We start from the raw sequence: 16,944 nt of genomic DNA, 5'->3' as shown, positions 1-16,944 counted from the left end.
CGAATCTGGCGTGGAATCGCTCGACAGCATCGGGACGAATGTGCTCCCGACCCACCCGACCAGAAGAGAGAGCCCCGCACATGACCGACAACGACTCGCGTATCCGCAAGGTAGTCATTCTCGGCGGCGGTACGGCCGGCTGGATGACCGCCGCCTACCTCGGCAAGGCTCTTCAGGGCACCGTGGACATCCAGGTGCTCGAGGCGCCCGCCATTCCGAGAATCGGCGTCGGCGAGGCGACCGTGCCGAACCTGCACCGCGTGCTCTTCGACTACCTCGGGATACCCGAGGAGGAGTGGATGCGCGAGTGCAACGCCAGTTTCAAGATGGCGGTGCGATTCGTCAACTGGCGCACGCCGGGCCGCGGTGAGCCCGGGGCCCGTACGCTCGAGGACGGCCGGCCGGACCACTTCTACCACCCGTTCGGCATCCTGCCCGACCACGACAACACCCCGCTGTCGCAGTACTGGTTCAAGAACAAGTACGAGGGCCGCACGGACCAGCCGTTCGACTACGCCGTTTTCCGCGAGCCGCCGGTGATGGACGCGAAGCTCTCCCCGAAGTGGCTCGACGGCACCCCCTCCACCCGCTACGCCTGGCACTTCGACGCCGCGCTGGTCGCCGACTTCCTGCGCCGGTTCGCCGTCGAGAAGCAGGGTGTGGAGCACGTCCAGGACGAGATGGTGCGGGTCGAGCAGGACGAACGCGGATACGTGACCGCGCTGCACTGCAAGTCCGGCCGGGTCATGGACGCCGACCTGTTCGTGGACTGCTCGGGCTTCCGCGGGCTGCTCATCAACAAGGCCCTGGGCGAGCCGTTCCTGGACATGAGCGACCACCTCATGTGCGACCGCGCGGTCGCCACCGCCGTCCCGCACGACGACGAGGCGAACGGCGTGGAGCCGTACACCTCGGCCATCGCGATGTCGTCCGGCTGGAGCTGGAAGATCCCGATGCCGGGCCGCTTCGGCTCCGGTTACGTCTACTCCAGCAAATTCACCACGCAGGAGGAGGCCACCGCGGAATTCTGCGAGATGTGGGGTCTCGACCCGAACGAGACGCAATTCAACCACGTCCGTTTCCGGGTCGGCCGCAACCGTCGCGCCTGGGTCAACAACGTGGTGAGCATCGGCCTCGCCTCCTGCTTCCTGGAGCCGCTGGAGTCGACCGGCATCTACTTCATCACGGCCGCCATCTACCAGCTCGCGAAGCATTTCCCGGACCGCTCTTTCAACCCGGCGCTCGCCGACAGCTTCAACAACGAGATCGAGGTGATGTTCGACGACACCCGCGACTTCATCCAGGCCCACTTCTACTACGCCCCGCGGAACGACAGCCCGTTCTGGCGCGCACAGAAGGAACTGGTCCTCCCGGAGAACATCCAGAAGAAGATCGAGGCCTACAAGGCGGGCCTCCCGATCAATTCGCCGATCGCCGACGAGTCGACGTACTACGGCAACTTCGAGGCGGAGTTCCGCAACTTCTGGACCAACGGAAGTTACTACTGCATCTTCGCCGGCCTCGGTCTGGAACCGGACACCCCGCTGCCCGCGCTCGCCCACAAGCCGGAGTCCGTGGCGGGTGCCCAGCCGCTCTTCGAGCAGGTGCGCCAGCAGCAGGAGCACCTGCTGCAGACGCTGCCCAGCGCCCACGACTACCTGCGCCAACTGCACGGCAAGTAGGCCCTCGGCACAGCACCGCACGGCGGTGCCCGCCGCTCCCCGCGGCGCGGCACCGCCGGCCTCTCACCGACAGGAGTCCTCCTGCATGAGCACATCCCTGAGCACGTCGTCCGACAACACCGACATACGCCCGCTGATGTCCTGCTTCCCGTCCGGGGTCTCCGTCGTGACCGCACTCGGCACCGACTCCGCGCCGCGCGGGATGACCTGCAGCTCCCTGGCGAGCGTGGCCCTCGACCCGGCCACCCTCGTGGTCTGCCTGCGCACCGCGGGCCCCACCCTGCGGGCGGCCCTGGACAGCGGCCGGTTCGCCGTCAACCTGCTGGACGAGCGGGCCCGCGCCGTCTCGGACCTGTTCGCCTCCGGCGCCACCGACCGCTTCGAGCGCGCCGAGTGGCGGCTCCCGCTGGGCGCCGGCGGCCCCCACCTCACCGGGGCGGCGCTGGCCGTGGCGGACTGCGAGGTCACGCAGGCGGTCGAGGTCGGCGACCACACGGCCGTCTTCGGCCGGGTCACCGGCGTCACGCTGGCCGACGCGGGAGAGCCCCTGCTGTACGGCCGCCGGCGGTACGCCCGCTGGTCGGTGGCGACGAGCCCGCTGGCCGAGGCCGCCGCCGAGGTCCCCCTGTCCACCGCACTCGAAGGAGACACCCGTGTCGGCTCCCGCCTTTGACCCGTTGCCCGACCTGCTGATCGCGGTCCCGGTGGTGATCGCCGCCTGCCGCGCGGGCGCCGGCCTGTTCCGGCGGATGGGCCAGCCGCCCGTGATCGGCGAGATGACCCTGGGCATCCTGCTCGGCCCGTCCCTGCTCGGCTGGGTCTCGCCCTCGCTCCAGCACTGGCTCTTCCCGCCCGAGGTGCTGCCGTACATCGGCGCGCTGGGCAACCTGGGGCTGCTGGCCTTCATGTTCTTGGTCGGCCTCGAACTGGACCTGTCGGCGCTGCGCGGGCACAGCCGTACCGCGGTGGCCGTCTCTCAGGTCAGCATCGCCCTGCCGCTGGTGCTCGGCTCGCTGCTGGCGCTCGGCATGTACGGCACGTTCGCTCCCGAGGGCGTGGGCCGGCTGCCGTTCGTCCTGTTCATCGCGGTGTCCATGAGCATCACCGCGTTCCCGGTGCTGGCCCGCATCCTCACCGACCGCGGCATGTACACCACCCGGCTCGGCTCGCTGGCGATGGCCTGCGCGGCCGTCGACGACGTGACCGCCTGGTGCCTGCTCGCGGTGGTCGCGGCGGTCGGCGCGAGCGGCTCGCTGCAGGACGCGGCGTTCACGGCGCTGTGGTCGGCGGTGTTCCTCGCGGTGATGCTGTGGGTGGTGCGGCCGCTGCTCGCCCGGGCCGCCGCACGGGCGGGGCGGGTGGTGGAGTCCACCGTGCTGGTGGCTCTGTTCTGCGGTCTGTGCCTGTCGGCCTTCGTCACCGACCGGATCGGAATCCACGCGCTGTTCGGCGCGTTCCTGTTCGGCGTGATGACCCCGCGCGGCTCCCGCACGGTCGAGATCTCCGCGGCACGCCTGCGGGCGTTCACCGTGCCGGTGCTGCTGCCCCTGTTCTTCGTCAGCACGGGCCTGAAGACCGACATCGGGCTGCTGGGCGGCGATCCGACGCAGTGGCTGTGGGCGGGCGCGGTGCTCGTGGTGGCCGCCTTCGGCAAGTGGGGCGGCAGCACGGCGGTGGCCCGCCTGGCCGGCGAGCCGTGGCGGGAGGCGATGTCCATCGGCGCGCTGATGAACTGCCGCGGCCTGACCGAGCTGGTCGTCCTCAACCTCGGCCTCCAGCTGGGGGTGATCGGCCCGTCGCTGTTCACCATCCTGGTCCTCATGGCCCTCGTCACGACCGCCGTCACCTCCCCCGCCCTCACCTGGTTCCGCCGGGAGCCGCTGCCCGCGTCCCCGGCCCGTGCCGAACCCCCGCAGGAGACGGCGGACGCCGTCCAGCGGTCCACCGAACCCAGCCCGTCCGGCGTGTGAGGCCGGGGCCCGCGCGGGGCCGGCGGCGAGTACGGGGCGCGGCCCCCGGGGCGGATCACCTCCACCTCCGGGGGCCCGCTCGTTCACGCGGCCGGTGCCAGTGCCCGCTCCGTGGTCACCTCCACCCACCGCTCCAGCGTCGCCCGGGCCGCTCCCGAGTCGACGGCCTCGGCGGCCCGGCCCAGCGCGGCGCCGATGCGCTCGGTGACCGTGCGGCCGCCGGCGCTCTCGGCGGCCAGGGCCGCCGCCGCCGACAGCAGCACCGCGTCGCGCACCGGGCCCCGCTCGCCGTCGAGCATCCGGCGCGCCACCTCCGCGTTGTGCTCGGCGTCGCCGCCGCGCAGCGCCTCGACGGGCGCGAGGGCGACACCGACGTCCCGCGGGTCGAAGGTCTCCTGGCGGAGCTGGCCCCCGGCCACCGTGAACACGGTGGACGTGGTCGTCACGGTCAGCTCGTCCAGCCCGTCGTCGCCCCGGAACACCAGCGCGGTGGCCCCCCGCCGCGCAAGTACCCCGGCGACCAGCGGCAGCAGCCGCGGGTCGGAGACGCCGACCGCGTGCGCCGAGGGCGCCGCCGGATTGGTCAGCGGTCCCAGGGCGTTGAACACGGTCGGGATACCCAGTGCTCGGCGCGCCCCCGCCGCGTGCCGCATCGCCGGGTGGAAGTCGGGGGCGAAGCAGAAGGTGATGCCGGCCTCCTCGGCCACCGCGGCGACCTGCCCCGGCGGGATCCTGAGGTTCACCCCGAGCCGCTCCAGCACGTCGGCCGAGCCCGAGGCCGAACTCGCCGCGCGGTTGCCGTGCTTGACGACCCGCGCTCCGGCGCCCGCCGCCACGACGGCGGCCATGGTGGAGATGTTGACCGTGTTGGCCCCGTCTCCTCCGGTGCCCACCACATCGACGGTCCTCCCCGGCACGTCGATGCGCACGGCGTGCGCCATCATTCCCCTGACCAGCCCCTCCAGTTCGCCGACGGTCTCCCCCTTGGCGCGCAGGGCGACCAGGAAGCCGGCGATCAGGGCGTCCGGGGCGTTGCCCCGCATCACCTGGTCCATGACCCACGCGGTGTCCGCACCGGAGAGGTCACGGCCGTTCAGTACGGAGCCGAGCAGTACGGGCCAGGAGCGCTCCGTACGCTCCCGTTCGGTGCCTGTCTTCACAGGTGCTCTCCTTCGGTCCGTGGCCGGCCGCGCCGCGGCCTAGCTCCAGGGGTCGACACCGTCGGTGCCCAGCGTCACGGTCACTCCGTCGCCGGAGACCACGACACCGGCCTGGACGGGCCCGTCGGCCACCGCGGCCGGCCGCGGCTGCGCCTCGGCGTGGTCGGCACCCGCCACGGCGGTGAACACGGCCCCGGCGGTCAGGGCGGCGAGGACGAGAGCCTGGAGCTTGTTGCGGCGAGCGGTGCTGACGAGCTGCATTTTCGTCTCCCGTTGGCTTTTCGTTGCTGCGTTTCGTTCCGACAGCAAGAAATCTATGGGGGTGCCGCTTCGCTTTATTATCGCTCCAACTTCGCCCTGCGACCGTCCACGATAACGACGATATACTTGCAGGTCAGAGGGTGTTTTCGAGGATATGGACCAATGAATTCCGATATCCCCGGGAGGCGAATCGGCACCGGTACGGTTAATTCCGCACCCGGTGCCACCAATTCCGCTCAAGCGACCCGCTCCATCGCCGCCGCGCCCGCCAGAAAGTTCTCCAGCAGCCGCATGCCGCCGGCCGTGGTCACCGACTCCGGATGGAACTGGACGCCCTCCACGGCCAGTTCGCGGTGCCGGAGCCCCATGACGTAGCCGTCGTCCACCGCGCGCGCGGTCACCGCCAGCTCCTCGGGCAGCGGTTCGGCGACGATCAGCGAGTGGTAGCGGGTGGCCACCACCTCGGTGCCGAGCCCGGCGAACACCCCGGTCCCGTCGTGCGAGACCGGGCTGGTCTTGCCGTGCTTGAGCCGGCCGGCGACGGCCACCTCGGCCCCGTAGGCGAGCCCGATGGCCTGGTGGCCCAGGCAGATGCCGAGCAGCGGCACGCGCCCGGCGAAGGCGTGCACCAGCTCCACGTGCCCGGATTCGGCCGGGTGTCCGGGTCCGGGGCCGAGCACCACCGCGTCCGGCTCCCCGGCCAGCAGTTGCCCGGGGGTCCGGGTGCCCGAGCGCACCACCTCGGTACGCGCCCCGAGGGTGCGCAGGTACTGGTCGATGATGTGGGTGAAACTGTCATAGGCGTCGACGAGCAGGACGTTCACAGCAGCTCCTCACCGGTCAGCGCCCAGTAGGCGGCGCCCATCTTGTGCAGCGTCTCGCGCCACTCGGCGTGCGGGTCGGAGTCGGCGACGATGCCCGCGCACGCCTGGGTGGAGTACGTCGTCCCGTCGTGGGAGACGGTGCGGATGCACAGCGCGAGCCGGGACCAGCCGCGCATGTCCACCAGGCCGACGGCACCGGCGTACATCCGGCGCGGTTCGCTCTCCAGCTCCTCGATGATCTCCATGGCGCGGATCTTCGGCGCACCGGTGACGGTGCCCGCCGGGAAGGTGGCGCGCAGCGCGGACCAGGTGTCCTCACCGGCCGCGAGCCGCCCCTCGACGGCGGAGACCAGGTGGAAGACGTGCGAGTACGTCTCGACGGTCATCAGCCGCTCGACGGCCAGCGTGCCGGGCCGGCACACGCGGCCGATGTCGTTGCGGCACAGGTCGACCAGCATCACGTGCTCGGCGCGCTCCTTCTCGCTGGCCCGCAGTGCCGCGATCCGGGGGCCGTCGACGGCCGCCTCCCCGCTCCTCGGGGTGGTGCCGGCGATGGGCCGCATCACGATCCGGTCCCCGTGGGCGGCGAACAGCACCTCGGGGCTGGCGCCGATCAGCGTGGTCCCGGCGCGCGGCACGAGGTACATGTGCGGCGAGGGGTTGCGGTGCCGCAGCCGACGGTAGACGTCGAGCGGGGCGAGGTCCGTGGTGACGTCGATGCGGTGGCCGATCTGGATCTGGTAGATGTCGCCGACCCCGATGTGCCCGAGGCAGCGCTCGACGTGCCCCAGAAACGTTTCCTCGTCGGTGCTGTCGTGCACCGCGCGCGGCACCGGCGCCTCCGGCACGGCGCGGGACGACGGGCTCAGCCGGGCCACGGCCGCCGGGACCGTTCCGGCGCCGGCGGGCGGGAAGTCCGCGCTGTGCGCGGTGCGCAGCCGGACCGTGCCGGTGGCGCCGTCGTAGTGGACGACCTCCCGGAACAGACCGAGCACCAGGTCGGGGCCGCCGTCGGCGGTTCGCCGCGGCAGCCGCTCCATGTGCCAGGCTGCGCCGTAGCCGACGGTGGCCAGGAACCCGAAGGCGTAGGTGTCCGCGGGCACCGCGGTCTCCACGGAGAACGCCCGCTGCGCGGCGCGCAGCAGCTCCCACACCTGGTCGCCGGAGGTGAGCGCGCGCGCCCCGTCCGGCAGCGCGGCCAGGCCCAGGGCGTCGGCGGCGGTGTGCAGCGCGGCCGCCACCGGCGCGATGCCCTCGACGGTGACCCGGTCGGCGTGCACCTGGAGTTCGGCGAGCCGGCCGTGGCCGACGAGGGAGTCGCCGCCCTCGTGTTCGGGCGCCTCCAGGCTCTCCAGGAGGAACACCTCCGCGTCGCCGAGGCGCCGGCGCAGGGCGTCGTAGAGGGCGAGCGGGTCGTGCGGGGGCAGCGGGGTCTCGTCGACGCGGACGGAAACGGGCCGGCGCGGGGCGCCGGCCGCGGGAGGCGGTGGGTCGAGCAGGGTGGTCACGGGTGGGGCCCCTTCCTCGGGGTGGACCGGTCGGGTGTGCGCTCAGCCGTAGCGGCGCAGCTCATGGAAGAAGTCGGGCTGGACGGCGAGTTCGCCCGAGGCGCCGAGGGCGTCGTACACGTGCTTGCCGAGCGCGAGGTCCAGGACGCCGAGGCCGAACGGGGAGAAGAACACGGGCCGGTCGGCGGGCACCGCGCGGGCGCCGGTGAGCACGTCGTACAGCGTGCCGTCGATGAAGTCCCGGCCGCCGGTGAGCTGTTCGGCCAGGTGCGGGGAGGTGTCGGCCTTCAGGCAGTGCTCGATGTCGTCGACGAAGTTGGCGCCGGTGAGGATCACCTCGGGTGCCAGGTCGCGCAGCGAGACGTGCAGCACCAGCGGGTGGTGACCGAACCAGCCGGGGTCGGTGATGTGCGGGGTGCCGGCGATGGTGGCGAAGACGACGAGGTCGCTGCCGCGGACCAGGTCCTCGGCCTTCTCGTGCACGGTGACGCGCCCGCCGCCGCCCGCCCGCTCCAGGTAGCCGGCGAACCCCGCCGCGTGCTCGGCCGACAGGTCGTGCACCCCGGTCTCGTCGAACTCCCAGCCGGTCCCGGCCAGGTACTGGTGGACGTAGCGGGCGATGAGCCCGGTGCCGACGAACCCGATCCGTCGGGGCCGTTCCCCGCGCCCCCGGCTCAGTGTGTCCGCGGCCAGCGCCGCCGAGGCCGCCGTGCGGGCCGCGCTGATGATGGAGCTCTCCAGGCAGGCCAGCGGATAGCCGGTGTCGTGGTCGTTGAGGATCAGCACGGCGGAGGCGCGCGGCAGTCCGGCGGCCACGTTCTCGGGGAAGCTGGAGATCCACTTCAGCCCGTCGACCCGGATGTCGCCGCCGGCGGACGCGGGCAGCGCGATGATGCGGGAGGACGGACGGTCGGGGAAACGCAGGAAGTAGGACGGCGGGTTGACGGTGTCACCGGCGCCGTGGACGCGGTACGCCCGCTCGATGAGGTCCACCACCTCCCGGTGCCGGCCGTCGAGCACCCGGTGGACCTGAGCCCCGGAAATCACCGCAAAGGAAGGCGCCTTGGGAACGGGCGGCATCTTGTACTCCACACTTCGGGCTGACGTTTGTCCCAGCCGAAAGTAGGCAGGTGCCTTATCGGCCGGGTATTGGGCGTCTACATCGCGTGCTGCGGTACGGGACGTGCGGTGTGCGGGCGTGCGCGGTGCGAGCCGTGCGACGTGCGGGAGGTGCGGTGTGCGGGAGGTGCCGGGTGGGGGCGGCGGTCAGCCGGAGGCGTCGGTGCCCGGGGCCGGCCGCTCGTCGAGCCGGGACAGCAGGCCCTCGGCCTGCGCGCGCCACCGGGGTGAGCCGGTCCGCAGGAATACCGCGTGGGCCGCGCTCGCCCGCTCGCGGGCGGAGTCGAGCCGGCCCTGGCGGCTGCGGGCCTCGCCGAGGACGAGGTTGATCTGGCCGTCGACGAGGGGGCTGTCGATGCGTTCGACGACGTCCAGGGCCTCCGTCAGGGTGGCCTCGGCGGCGTCCACGTCACCGGCGCCGAGCCGGGCCTCCCCCAGACCCAGCAGGGCGTAGGCGAGCCCGACCAGGTCGGATTTGGCCTGGACCAGGTCGATCACCTGCAGAAACGCTTCCTCCGCTTTCGGGTAGTCGGACCGCGCCAGATGCACCCGGCCCAGCCGGTGGATGGTCTGCGCGACGCCCCGCTTGCTCCCGCGGTCGATCGACTCCATGACCTGCACGGCCTCGACGCCCAGCTTCATCGCCAGCTCGGTGTTGCCCCGCTCCAGCTCGATCTGGGCCATGTTGTCCAGCGCGTGCGCCTCGGAGGAGACGTCGCCCACGGTGCGGAAGATCTCGCCCGCCCGCTCCAGCCGGGCCATGGCGAGGTCCAGGTCGCCGCTGAACCGCTCCAGGATGGACAGGTTGCGCAGGTTCAGCGCCAGTCCGTGCGGCTCACCGGCCCGCTCGAACAGCTCCATCGCCTCGCTGTACCGGGCGTGCGCCTCCGGCAGCCGCTGGTAGGACTGGGCGATCCCGCCGAGCTGGTGCAGCATCGCCGCCTGGCCGCGCAGGTTGCCGCAGCGCCGGGACGCCTCGAGGGCCACCTCGGCGCACTCGCGCCAGTCCTCCAGGTAGTGCCGGGTCTCGAAGAGCACGGCCGCGGACACCGTCAGGTCCCACGCGAGGTCGTCCAGGCCCAGTTCGGCCGCCTGCGCCACGGCCGCCACCAGCGACAGCCGCTCGGCCTCCAGCCACTCCAGCGGCGAGGAGAGCAGCTCGTCGGTGTGGATGCGGTCCAGGGGGCGGCGAGGGGCCGGGCTGTGCACCACGCTGAAGTGGCCGCCGTACTCCCGCCGGTGGGCCTCCTCGGCGAGGGACAGCCAGGTCCGCAGGGCCCGCTCCCGGGCGGCCCGCTGGTCCGGCTCGGGCTCCTCGGCCTGGGCGCGCTCGCGCGCGTAGAGCCGCATCAGGTTCTGCAGCCGGTAGCGCAGCCGGCCGGTCGCGTCGACGCCGACGACCTCCAGGAACTGCGCGTCGACGAGGTCCTCCATGAGCCGTTCGGCGTCCAGCACGTCGACGTCGAGCAGCGCGCCGCCCACCCAGGCGGCGAAGTCCGGCGCGTCCAGCAGGCCCAGGCGCCGGTAGAGCCGGGCCGCGTCGTCCGGCAGATAGCGGTACGACAGCTCGAAGCTGGCCCGCACCTGTGCGGCGCCCTGGCTCAGCTCGTCCAGCCGGCGCCGCTCGTCGCCCAGCCGGGTCACCAGGTGCCGCACCGTCCAGTGCGGCTTGGAGGCGAGCCTGGCGGCGGCGATCCGCAGCGCCAGCGGCAGCCGGTCGCACAGGTCGGCGAGGCGGCGGGTGTCGGCGCGGGCGGAGTCGATGCGCTCCTCGCCGACGATCCGCCCGAGCAGCTCCACGGCGTCGGCGCCGGGCAGCACCCCGAGGTGCACCCGGGCGTCCTGCGGCCAGGTGACCAGCTCCTCCAGCTGCTCCCGGCTGGTGACCAGCACGGCGCAGCCGCCGCTGCCGGGCAGCAGGGGGTGGATCTGGGCGAAGGAGCGAACGTTGTCCAGGACCAGCAGCACCCGCCGTTCCGCGAGCACGCTGCGGTAGAGCGCGACCAGGTCCTCCGTCTGGGTGGGGATCTGGTCGCTGGAGACCCCGAGCGAGCGCAGGAACCTGCTCATCGCCTCCCAGGCCGGGGTGGGCTCGTGGTTCTCGTCGTATCCGCGCAGGTCCGCGAAGAGACGGCCGTCCGGGAAGTGCTGGGCGGCCCGGTGCGACCAGCGCACCGCGAGACCGGTCTTGCCGACCCCGGCGATCCCGGTGATCAGCCCGATGGCGGGCCCGTGCTGCCGGTCTCGGCTCGCGACCAGCGTGTCCAGTAACGCGAGCTCGGGCGCGCGGCCGGTGAACCCGGGGACGTCCGGCGGGAGTTCGGAGGGGACGACGAGGGTGTCGGCGCGCGGGGCGTCGGTGGCGGGCACCGCCGGGGCGGGGGCCAGCGAGGGGTCGTCGCGCAGGATCGCGTCGTGCAGTCCCTGCAGGTCCGGGCCCGGCTCCATGCCCAGTTCCTCGATGAACTGGGTGCGGGCCTCGCGGAAGGTGGCCATCGCCTCGGCCCGCCGGCCCGACCGGTACTGGGCGAGCATCAGATGGTGCCGGGTCCGCTCGCGCAGCGGGTGCTCACGGACCACGGAGACGAGTTCGGGCACCAGGTCGTGGTGGTTGCCCAGTTCCAGCTGGACGGCGGTGGCGTCGTCGTAGGCGTTGAGCCGGTGGCCCTCGAGACGGGCCGCCTCGTCCTCGACCAGGGCGCTGGAGATCCCGGCGAAGGCGGGGCCCCGCCACAGCCCGAGGGCCTGGGTGTAGGCCCCGGCCGCCTCGGGGAGCCGGGCCTGCTGCACGGCGGTCTCGGCGGTCTTCACCAGGCGGGTGAACTCCAGCACGTCCACCGAGTGGCCGTCGGGTCTGAGCACGTAGCCGGGGTGGGCGGTGAGGATGATGTCCTCGGCCGCGCCTTGGCTCTTGAACGTCTTGCGCAGCGCGGCGATCACGATCGCGATCTGGGTGCGCGCGGTGGCCGGCGGCCGGTCGTTCCACACGGCGTCGACGAGGGTGTCGACCGGGACGATCCGGCCCGAGTTGAGCAGCAGCAGAGCGAGCACCGTTCGCTGACGCGCACCGCCGACCGGAAGACTTCGGCCCTGCGACGTCACCGTCACGGGCCCGAGTACCTCGAACCTGAGCCGCTCGCCCACGGATGTTCCCCCCAGAACTTCCATCCCTACGTCCCGCCAGGTGGCCCAACGGATGACAATACCCGAGAAAGCCAACATGCCCCCCACAGATTTCCGACGCGCACGTCTTTCCCGGAGTGCGCCCATTGCGAAATCTGCGATTCCCCTTTTATGTGTGCTGAGCAGTGATTTCTGGAATGCGAATTCGCACGCCCTTGCCTCCCCCGTTTCGATTCCGCCCGCCCCACTCGGCTCGCATTGTCAGAACGTGCGTACCCCGCTCACAGGTTCCCCCGTGCCACCACTTGACCCGCCGGACGTTGTCGTACACGCGTTCACTTACGCACAGCAGTGCGGCACGGAGTGCCCGATGACGTCCACGCGAAATCAAGTAGGGCCGCCGTCGTGTCCATCGAGGCGCTGCGCAAGTACCAGGAGTGGGAAGAGCACGAGATCGACCGGACCGCACCGGCTTCCGAGTTCGGCGAGATCCCGCGGGACACGGCCCCGCGCATTCTGGCCAAGCTGACCGAGTTGACGACCGACCCGCTGGGGAGCGGCATGAACCGACGAAGGGGCCTGGCTCGGCCGAGCCAGGCCCCTCGGCCGCGCGGCCGATCGCGCGTCCGGTCAGACGTTGAAGCGGAATGTTCAGTGCAGAGCTCCGACCTGCGCGAACACGGTTCCAGAAGTGGCTATCCAGCACCTATTCAGCACAGTGCGAGTTCATCCAGCACATCCAGCACCAGGCGGCCGACCAAGGTGGTGTACACATGGCACACTCGGTACGCTTGGGCACATGACGCAGCCACTGCCCATAGAGTCCATCCGCGATGTGCGCGCACACCTGGCCGAGGTCGTCGAGCGAGCCGATCGGGACGACGTGCCCACGGTGATCACGCGCCGAGGCAAGGAAGTGGCCGCGGTCGTCTCCATCGAGGTTCTGCGCAAGTACCAGGAGTGGGAAGAGCGCGAGATCAACCGGATCATCGACGAGCGCATGGCCAATCCGGCACCCGGCATCCCGATCGAGGACATCATGAGGGAGACGCTGGCGCGCAGTGAGTGAGTACCGCACCACCTTCCGACCCGAGGCGCAGGCCGAGCTCCGGAAGATTCCTCGTGACATGGCGCTGCGCATCCTGGCCAAGCTGACCGAGCTGGAGAGCGACCCCCTCGGCTTCAACACCACCGCGCTCGTGTCGCAGCCAGAACGCCGTCGGCTGCGAGTCGGCGACTACCGCGTCGTCTACACGATCGACAACGGGGAGCTCGTGGTGTGGGTCGTGCACGTCGGGCATCGCTCCACCGTTCATGACACCTGACGCCAGCTGATCTGGCGTCAGGATATCCAGCACCCATCCAACACGGTGACGACGAAGGGGTCGACTCCCGGAGGAGTCGACCCCTTCTGACCTGCACGCTTGACGCACCGCCTCACATGCAGTAACTAACCGGTCACACGTTGAAGCGGAACTCCACGACGTCGCCGTCCTGCATCACGTAGTCCTTGCCCTCCATGCGGGCCTTGCCCTTGGCGCGGGCCTCGGTGACCGAGCCGGTCTCGACGAGATCGCCGAAGGAGATGACCTCGGCCTTGATGAAGCCCTTCTGGAAGTCGGTGTGGATCACACCGGCCGCCTCGGGGGCCGTGGCGCCCTTCTTGATCGTCCAGGCGCGGGACTCCTTGGGGCCCGCCGTCAGGTAGGTCTGCAGGCCCAGGGTGTCGAAGCCGACGCGGGCCAGCGTGGCGAGGCCCGGCTCGTGCTGCCCGACGGACTCCAGCAGCTCCAGGGCCTCCTCCTCGTCCAGCTCGGCGAGGTCCTGCTCCAGCTTGGCGTTGAGGAAGATCGCCTCGGCCGGGGCGACCAGGGCGCGCTGCTCGTTCTTGAAGTCCTCGTCGACCAGCTCGTCCTCGTCGACGTTGAAGACGTAGAGGAAGGGCTTGGTGGTGAGCAGGTGCAGGTCGTGCAGCAGCTCGTTGCGCTCGGTGCCCTGGACGATGCCGTGCGCGAAGAGCGTGTCGCCCTTCTCCAGGATCTCCTTGGCCTCCTCGACGGCCTTGACCTTGGGCGCGATGTCCTTCTTGATGCGCGACTCCTTCTGGAGGCGCGGCAGGACCTTCTCGATGGTCTGGAGGTCGGCGAGGATCAGCTCGGTGTTGATCGTCTCGATGTCGTCCTTGGGCGAGACCTTGCCGTCGACGTGGACGACGTTCTCGTCCTTGAAGGCGCGGATGACCTGGCAGATCGCGTCGGACTCACGGATGTTCGCGAGGAACTTGTTGCCCAGGCCCTCGCCCTCGGAGGCGCCGCGCACGATGCCGGCGATGTCGACGAAGTCCACCGTGGCCGGGAGGATGCGCTCGGAGCTGAAGATCGAGGCCAGCTTGGCCAGCCGGCCGTCGGGGACGCCGACCACGCCGACGTTCGGCTCGATCGTGGCGAACGGGTAGTTGGCCGCCAGCACGTCGTTCTTGGTCAGGGCGTTGAACAGGGTCGACTTGCCGACATTCGGCAGGCCGACGATTCCGATCGTGAGCGACACGTTGCGACTTCCCGTAGATGAGAGGGGCCAGGGGCTGCCAGGGGCCAGAGACACTGGCCGATCCACCAGTCTACGGCGTCCGCGGCGGCCGGGTCCCGGGAGCGTCGAACGGCCGGTCGAGCCGTGTTCACCGGCGTGTCTGAGGGCCGATTCGACACATAAACAGACCTAAGTTGGCCCAATGGAGCAACACAGGAGGCGACCCCCGCACGACGCACGGCGACGCCGCGACCGGTCCGCGTCGCTGCCGGCGCAGGCCCGTTGGCGGGCGGGCGAGGGCAGGGACGGCAGGTACGCCAAAGACACCGACGGCACCGCCCGGGCGGTGCGCGGCAGCCGGCCGGCCGCCGGGGACGGAGTGCCGGGACCCCGGCTGACCGGGCTCGGCGGCGGGCTGTTCTGCGCGGCCGCGATGCTGCTGCTCGGCTTCGTGGACCAGCTCCTGTTCGGCGCGTCCCTGACGCTGTACGGCGTGCTGTTCCTGCCGGTGTGCGTGCTGACCGCCCTGTGGGTGCGCGGCGGCGACCTGCTCACCGCGCCCGTCGTGGTGCCGATCGCCTTCCTGGCGGGCCTCTTCCCCGTCGCCGACGGCCGGGGCGGCCTGACCGGACGGATGATGGGGCTGGTGACCGGGCTCGCCACCCAGGCGGGCTGGCTCTACGGGGGGACGCTGGTCGCGGGGGCCATCGTGCTCGCGCGCCGGGTGCGGTGGGTGCGCGCCCGGCGCCGCGCCTGAACGGGCTCCGCCGGGTCGTGTCCGCGAAGTCCCGCCCCCCTCCGGGCGGACGACGGAACTTCGCGGACACGACCTAGCCGTGGCGGGTCTGCGCCGCCCGCATCGCCGCTCCCACGATCCCGGCGTTGTTCTGCAGCTGGGCCGGGACGATCTCGGCCCGGACGCCGTCGACGAGGTGGAGGAACTTGTCCGCCTTGCGGCTGACCCCGCCGCCGACGATGAACAGCTCGGGCGAGAAGAGCATCTCGACGTGGGCGAGGTACTTCTGGACCCGCCGGGCCCAGCGCTCCCAGCTCAGGTCGTGGTCCTCCTTGGCCTTGCTGGAGGCGCGCTTCTCCGCGTCGTGCCCGTCCAGCTCCAGGTGGCCCAGCTCGGTGTTGGGCACCAGGACGCCGTCCACGAAGACGGCGCTGCCGATGCCGGTGCCGAAGGTGAGCAGGACGACCGTGCCCCGGCGGCCGCGCCCGGCGCCGAACTCCATCTCGGCGACGCCCGCCGCGTCCGCGTCGTTGACCACGGTCACCGGCAGGCCGCCCAGCCGGCCGCTGAACAGGGCAGCCGCGTCCGTGTCGATCCAGCTCTTGTCGACATTGGCCGCCGTACGGACCGTGGAGCCGCCGGTGACCACGCCGGGGAAGGTCAGGCCCACCGGGCCCGACCAGCCGAAATGGTCCACGACCTGCTTCACGCCGTCGGCCACGCCGTCGGGCGTCGCCGGGTGCGGGGTGAGCACCTTGCACCGCTCCTGGGCCAGGTCGCCCTTGTCCAGGTCCACAGGGGCGCCCTTGATCCCGGATCCACCGATGTCCACGCCGAAGATCTGCATGGCCCCACGTTACGACGGACGACTGACGGTCACTACGGCGTACGGGAGCCCGGGCGCCCGCGGGTCAGCCGGCGGCGGTGTCCCGGGCGCCCGAGCCGCCGCGCTCGGCGACCAGGGCGGCGGCCTCGTCGCGCAGGTCGCGGCGGAGCTCCTTGGGCAGCGAGAAGGTGATGGACTCCTCGGCCGCCTTGACGATCTCGACGTCGCCGTAGCCGCGCTCGGTGAGCCACTGAAGGACCTGCTCGACCAGGACCTCGGGGACGGAGGCGCCGGAGGTGACGCCGACCGTGGTGACGCCCTCCAGCCAGGCCTCGTCGATCTCGTCGGCGAAGTCCACCAGGTAGGCCGCGCGGGCACCGGCGAGCTTGGCGACCTCGACCAGCCGCTTGGAGTTGGAGGAGTTGCGCGAGCCGACCACGATGACCAGCTCGGCCTCGGCGCCCATCTGCTTCACGGCGAGCTGGCGGTTCTGGGTGGCGTAGCAGATGTCGTCGCTGGGCGGGGAGACGAGGCCGGGGAACTTCGTCTTCAGGGCGTCGACGGTCTCCATGGTCTCGTCCACGGACAGGGTGGTCTGGGACAGCCAGACGACCTTCGAGGGGTCGCGCACCTCGACCTTGGCGACGTCCTCGGGGCCGTCCACGAGCTGGATGTGGTCGGGGGCCTCGCCGGAGGTGCCGATGACCTCCTCGTGACCCTCGTGCCCGATCAGCAGGATGTCGTAGTCGTCATCGGCGTACCGGACGGCTTCCTTGTGGACCTTGGTGACCAGCGGGCAGGTGGCGTCGATGGTGGCGAGCCGGCCCTGGCGGGCCTCCTCGTGGACCACCGGTGCGACGCCGTGCGCCGAGAACATCACGATGTTCCCCGGCGGCACCTCCTCCGTCCGCTCGACGAAGACGGCGCCCTTCTTCTCCAGGGTCTGCACGACGTACTTGTTGTGGACGATCTCGTGCCGGACGTAGATCGGGGCCCCGTACTGCTCCAGGGCCTTCTCGACGGCGATCACGGCGCGGTCCACACCGGCGCAGTAGCCCCGGGGGGCGGCGAGCAGGACACGGCGGCCAGACGAAGCGGTCATGCCACCCATCGTAAGGGTGCCTGCGCGGCCTCCGGATCGCGTGCCCCCGCGGGGGTGGGGAGTCCGGTGCGCAGGCCCGGCACCGGCGTCCGGCGCCGCGCGGCCGG

15 protein-coding genes are annotated in these 16,944 nt (G+C 71.5%); 6 read left to right on the top strand and 9 right to left on the bottom strand.

All coding sequences use genetic code 11. The features are described from left to right. The first annotated feature begins 80 nt into the window (after window positions 1-80). The 3 genes from PV343_RS17020 to PV343_RS17010 all read left to right on the top strand — a co-directional run bounded on the left by PV343_RS17020 (window position 81) and on the right by PV343_RS17010 (window position 3,652). Window positions 81-1,682 (top strand): tryptophan halogenase family protein, encoded by a 1,602-nt coding sequence (locus PV343_RS17020; RefSeq protein ID WP_319147762.1) that lies wholly within the window; start codon window positions 81-83, stop codon window positions 1,680-1,682. An 85-nt stretch (window positions 1,683-1,767) separates the two neighbouring features. Continuing rightward, complete coding sequence (locus PV343_RS17015; RefSeq protein ID WP_319147761.1) at window positions 1,768-2,355, top strand: flavin reductase family protein; 588 nt, start codon at window positions 1,768-1,770, stop codon at window positions 2,353-2,355. Further along, the gene (locus tag PV343_RS17010; RefSeq protein WP_319147760.1) at window positions 2,336-3,652 is read left to right on the top strand and encodes a cation:proton antiporter; all 1,317 of its coding nucleotides are present in this window, start codon (window positions 2,336-2,338) and stop codon (window positions 3,650-3,652) included. Before PV343_RS17015 ends, PV343_RS17010 begins: the two co-directional genes overlap by 20 nt. Window positions 3,653-3,735: 83 nt before the next feature. On the opposite strand, the gene trpD is transcribed toward PV343_RS17010, so the two are convergent. The 6 genes from trpD to PV343_RS16980 form a co-directional block, all read right to left on the bottom strand. Continuing rightward, window positions 3,736-4,812 (bottom strand): anthranilate phosphoribosyltransferase, encoded by a 1,077-nt coding sequence (gene trpD / locus PV343_RS17005; protein WP_319147759.1) that lies wholly within the window; start codon window positions 4,810-4,812, stop codon window positions 3,736-3,738. Window positions 4,813-4,851: 39 nt separating this feature from the next. Beyond that, entirely contained in the window at window positions 4,852-5,073 is a 222-nt protein-coding gene (locus tag PV343_RS17000; RefSeq protein WP_319147758.1) for a hypothetical protein, read from the bottom strand. 236 nt (window positions 5,074-5,309) lie between these two features. Further along, window positions 5,310-5,897 carry an anthranilate synthase component II gene (locus tag PV343_RS16995; protein WP_319147757.1) on the bottom strand — a complete coding sequence of 196 codons (588 nt, stop codon included), beginning with the start codon at window positions 5,895-5,897 and terminating at the stop codon, window positions 5,310-5,312. Next, window positions 5,894-7,405: an anthranilate synthase component I family protein gene (locus tag PV343_RS16990; protein ID WP_319147756.1), complete on the bottom strand. Its 1,512-nt coding sequence runs from the start codon at window positions 7,403-7,405 to the stop codon at window positions 5,894-5,896. Before PV343_RS16990 ends, PV343_RS16995 begins: the two co-directional genes overlap by 4 nt. A 42-nt stretch (window positions 7,406-7,447) precedes the next feature. Further along, window positions 7,448-8,485 (bottom strand): 2,3-diaminopropionate biosynthesis protein SbnB, encoded by a 1,038-nt coding sequence (gene sbnB, locus PV343_RS16985; protein WP_319147755.1) that lies wholly within the window; start codon window positions 8,483-8,485, stop codon window positions 7,448-7,450. A 186-nt stretch (window positions 8,486-8,671) separates the two neighbouring features. Further along, window positions 8,672-11,692 carry an AfsR/SARP family transcriptional regulator gene (locus tag PV343_RS16980; protein WP_319147754.1) on the bottom strand — a complete coding sequence of 1,007 codons (3,021 nt, stop codon included), beginning with the start codon at window positions 11,690-11,692 and terminating at the stop codon, window positions 8,672-8,674. Between the two features lie 754 nt (window positions 11,693-12,446). On the opposite strand from PV343_RS16980, the gene PV343_RS16975 reads away from it, so the two are divergent. Both PV343_RS16975 and PV343_RS16970 read left to right on the top strand, forming a co-directional pair. After that, window positions 12,447-12,716, top strand: coding sequence for a type II toxin-antitoxin system Phd/YefM family antitoxin (locus PV343_RS16975; RefSeq protein ID WP_007266282.1), 270 nt, complete (start codon window positions 12,447-12,449; stop codon window positions 12,714-12,716). After that, complete coding sequence (locus tag PV343_RS16970; RefSeq protein ID WP_319147753.1) at window positions 12,709-12,972, top strand: type II toxin-antitoxin system RelE/ParE family toxin; 264 nt, start codon at window positions 12,709-12,711, stop codon at window positions 12,970-12,972. The genes PV343_RS16975 and PV343_RS16970 overlap by 8 nt, the downstream gene beginning before the upstream one ends. A gap of 133 nt (window positions 12,973-13,105) precedes the next feature. Here PV343_RS16970 and ychF read toward each other — a convergent pair whose 3' ends face one another. Then, the gene (gene ychF, locus PV343_RS16965) at window positions 13,106-14,194 is read right to left on the bottom strand and encodes a redox-regulated ATPase YchF (RefSeq protein ID WP_020941978.1); all 1,089 of its coding nucleotides are present in this window, start codon (window positions 14,192-14,194) and stop codon (window positions 13,106-13,108) included. A gap of 181 nt (window positions 14,195-14,375) precedes the next feature. Here ychF and PV343_RS16960 point away from each other — a divergent pair, with 181 nt between their 5' ends. Continuing rightward, window positions 14,376-14,930: a DUF6542 domain-containing protein gene (locus PV343_RS16960; protein WP_319147752.1), complete on the top strand. Its 555-nt coding sequence runs from the start codon at window positions 14,376-14,378 to the stop codon at window positions 14,928-14,930. A 73-nt stretch (window positions 14,931-15,003) separates the two neighbouring features. Here the strand turns inward: PV343_RS16960 and ppgK are convergent, their stop codons facing one another. Both ppgK and PV343_RS16950 read right to left on the bottom strand, forming a co-directional pair. Beyond that, entirely contained in the window at window positions 15,004-15,756 is a 753-nt protein-coding gene (gene ppgK / locus PV343_RS16955; protein ID WP_319147751.1) for a polyphosphate--glucose phosphotransferase, read from the bottom strand. Between the two features lie 64 nt (window positions 15,757-15,820). After that, window positions 15,821-16,846, bottom strand: coding sequence for a 4-hydroxy-3-methylbut-2-enyl diphosphate reductase (locus PV343_RS16950; protein WP_319147750.1), 1,026 nt, complete (start codon window positions 16,844-16,846; stop codon window positions 15,821-15,823). Window positions 16,847-16,944 lie beyond the last annotated feature (98 nt).

It is taken from the genome of Streptomyces sp. WI03-4A (assembly GCF_033792105.1).
GTDB classification, from domain to species: domain Bacteria; phylum Actinomycetota; class Actinomycetes; order Streptomycetales; family Streptomycetaceae; genus Streptomyces; species Streptomyces collinus_A.
This window is presented reverse-complemented; position numbering and strand designations above follow the sequence as displayed.

Coding starts and splice junctions, on each gene's coding strand:
- PV343_RS16960 (WP_319147752.1), top strand. CDS start 14,376: ATGGAGCAACACAGGAGGCGACCCCCGCACGACGCACGGCGACGCCGC.
- PV343_RS16950 (WP_319147750.1), bottom strand. CDS start 16,846: ATGGGTGGCATGACCGCTTCGTCTGGCCGCCGTGTCCTGCTCGCCGCC.
- PV343_RS17015 (WP_319147761.1), top strand. CDS start 1,768: ATGAGCACATCCCTGAGCACGTCGTCCGACAACACCGACATACGCCCG.
- ppgK (WP_319147751.1), bottom strand. CDS start 15,756: ATGCAGATCTTCGGCGTGGACATCGGTGGATCCGGGATCAAGGGCGCC.
- PV343_RS16975 (WP_007266282.1), top strand. CDS start 12,447: ATGACGCAGCCACTGCCCATAGAGTCCATCCGCGATGTGCGCGCACAC.
- sbnB (WP_319147755.1), bottom strand. CDS start 8,485: ATGCCGCCCGTTCCCAAGGCGCCTTCCTTTGCGGTGATTTCCGGGGCT.
- PV343_RS17000 (WP_319147758.1), bottom strand. CDS start 5,073: ATGCAGCTCGTCAGCACCGCTCGCCGCAACAAGCTCCAGGCTCTCGTC.
- PV343_RS16980 (WP_319147754.1), bottom strand. CDS start 11,692: ATGGAAGTTCTGGGGGGAACATCCGTGGGCGAGCGGCTCAGGTTCGAG.
- PV343_RS17020 (WP_319147762.1), top strand. CDS start 81: ATGACCGACAACGACTCGCGTATCCGCAAGGTAGTCATTCTCGGCGGC.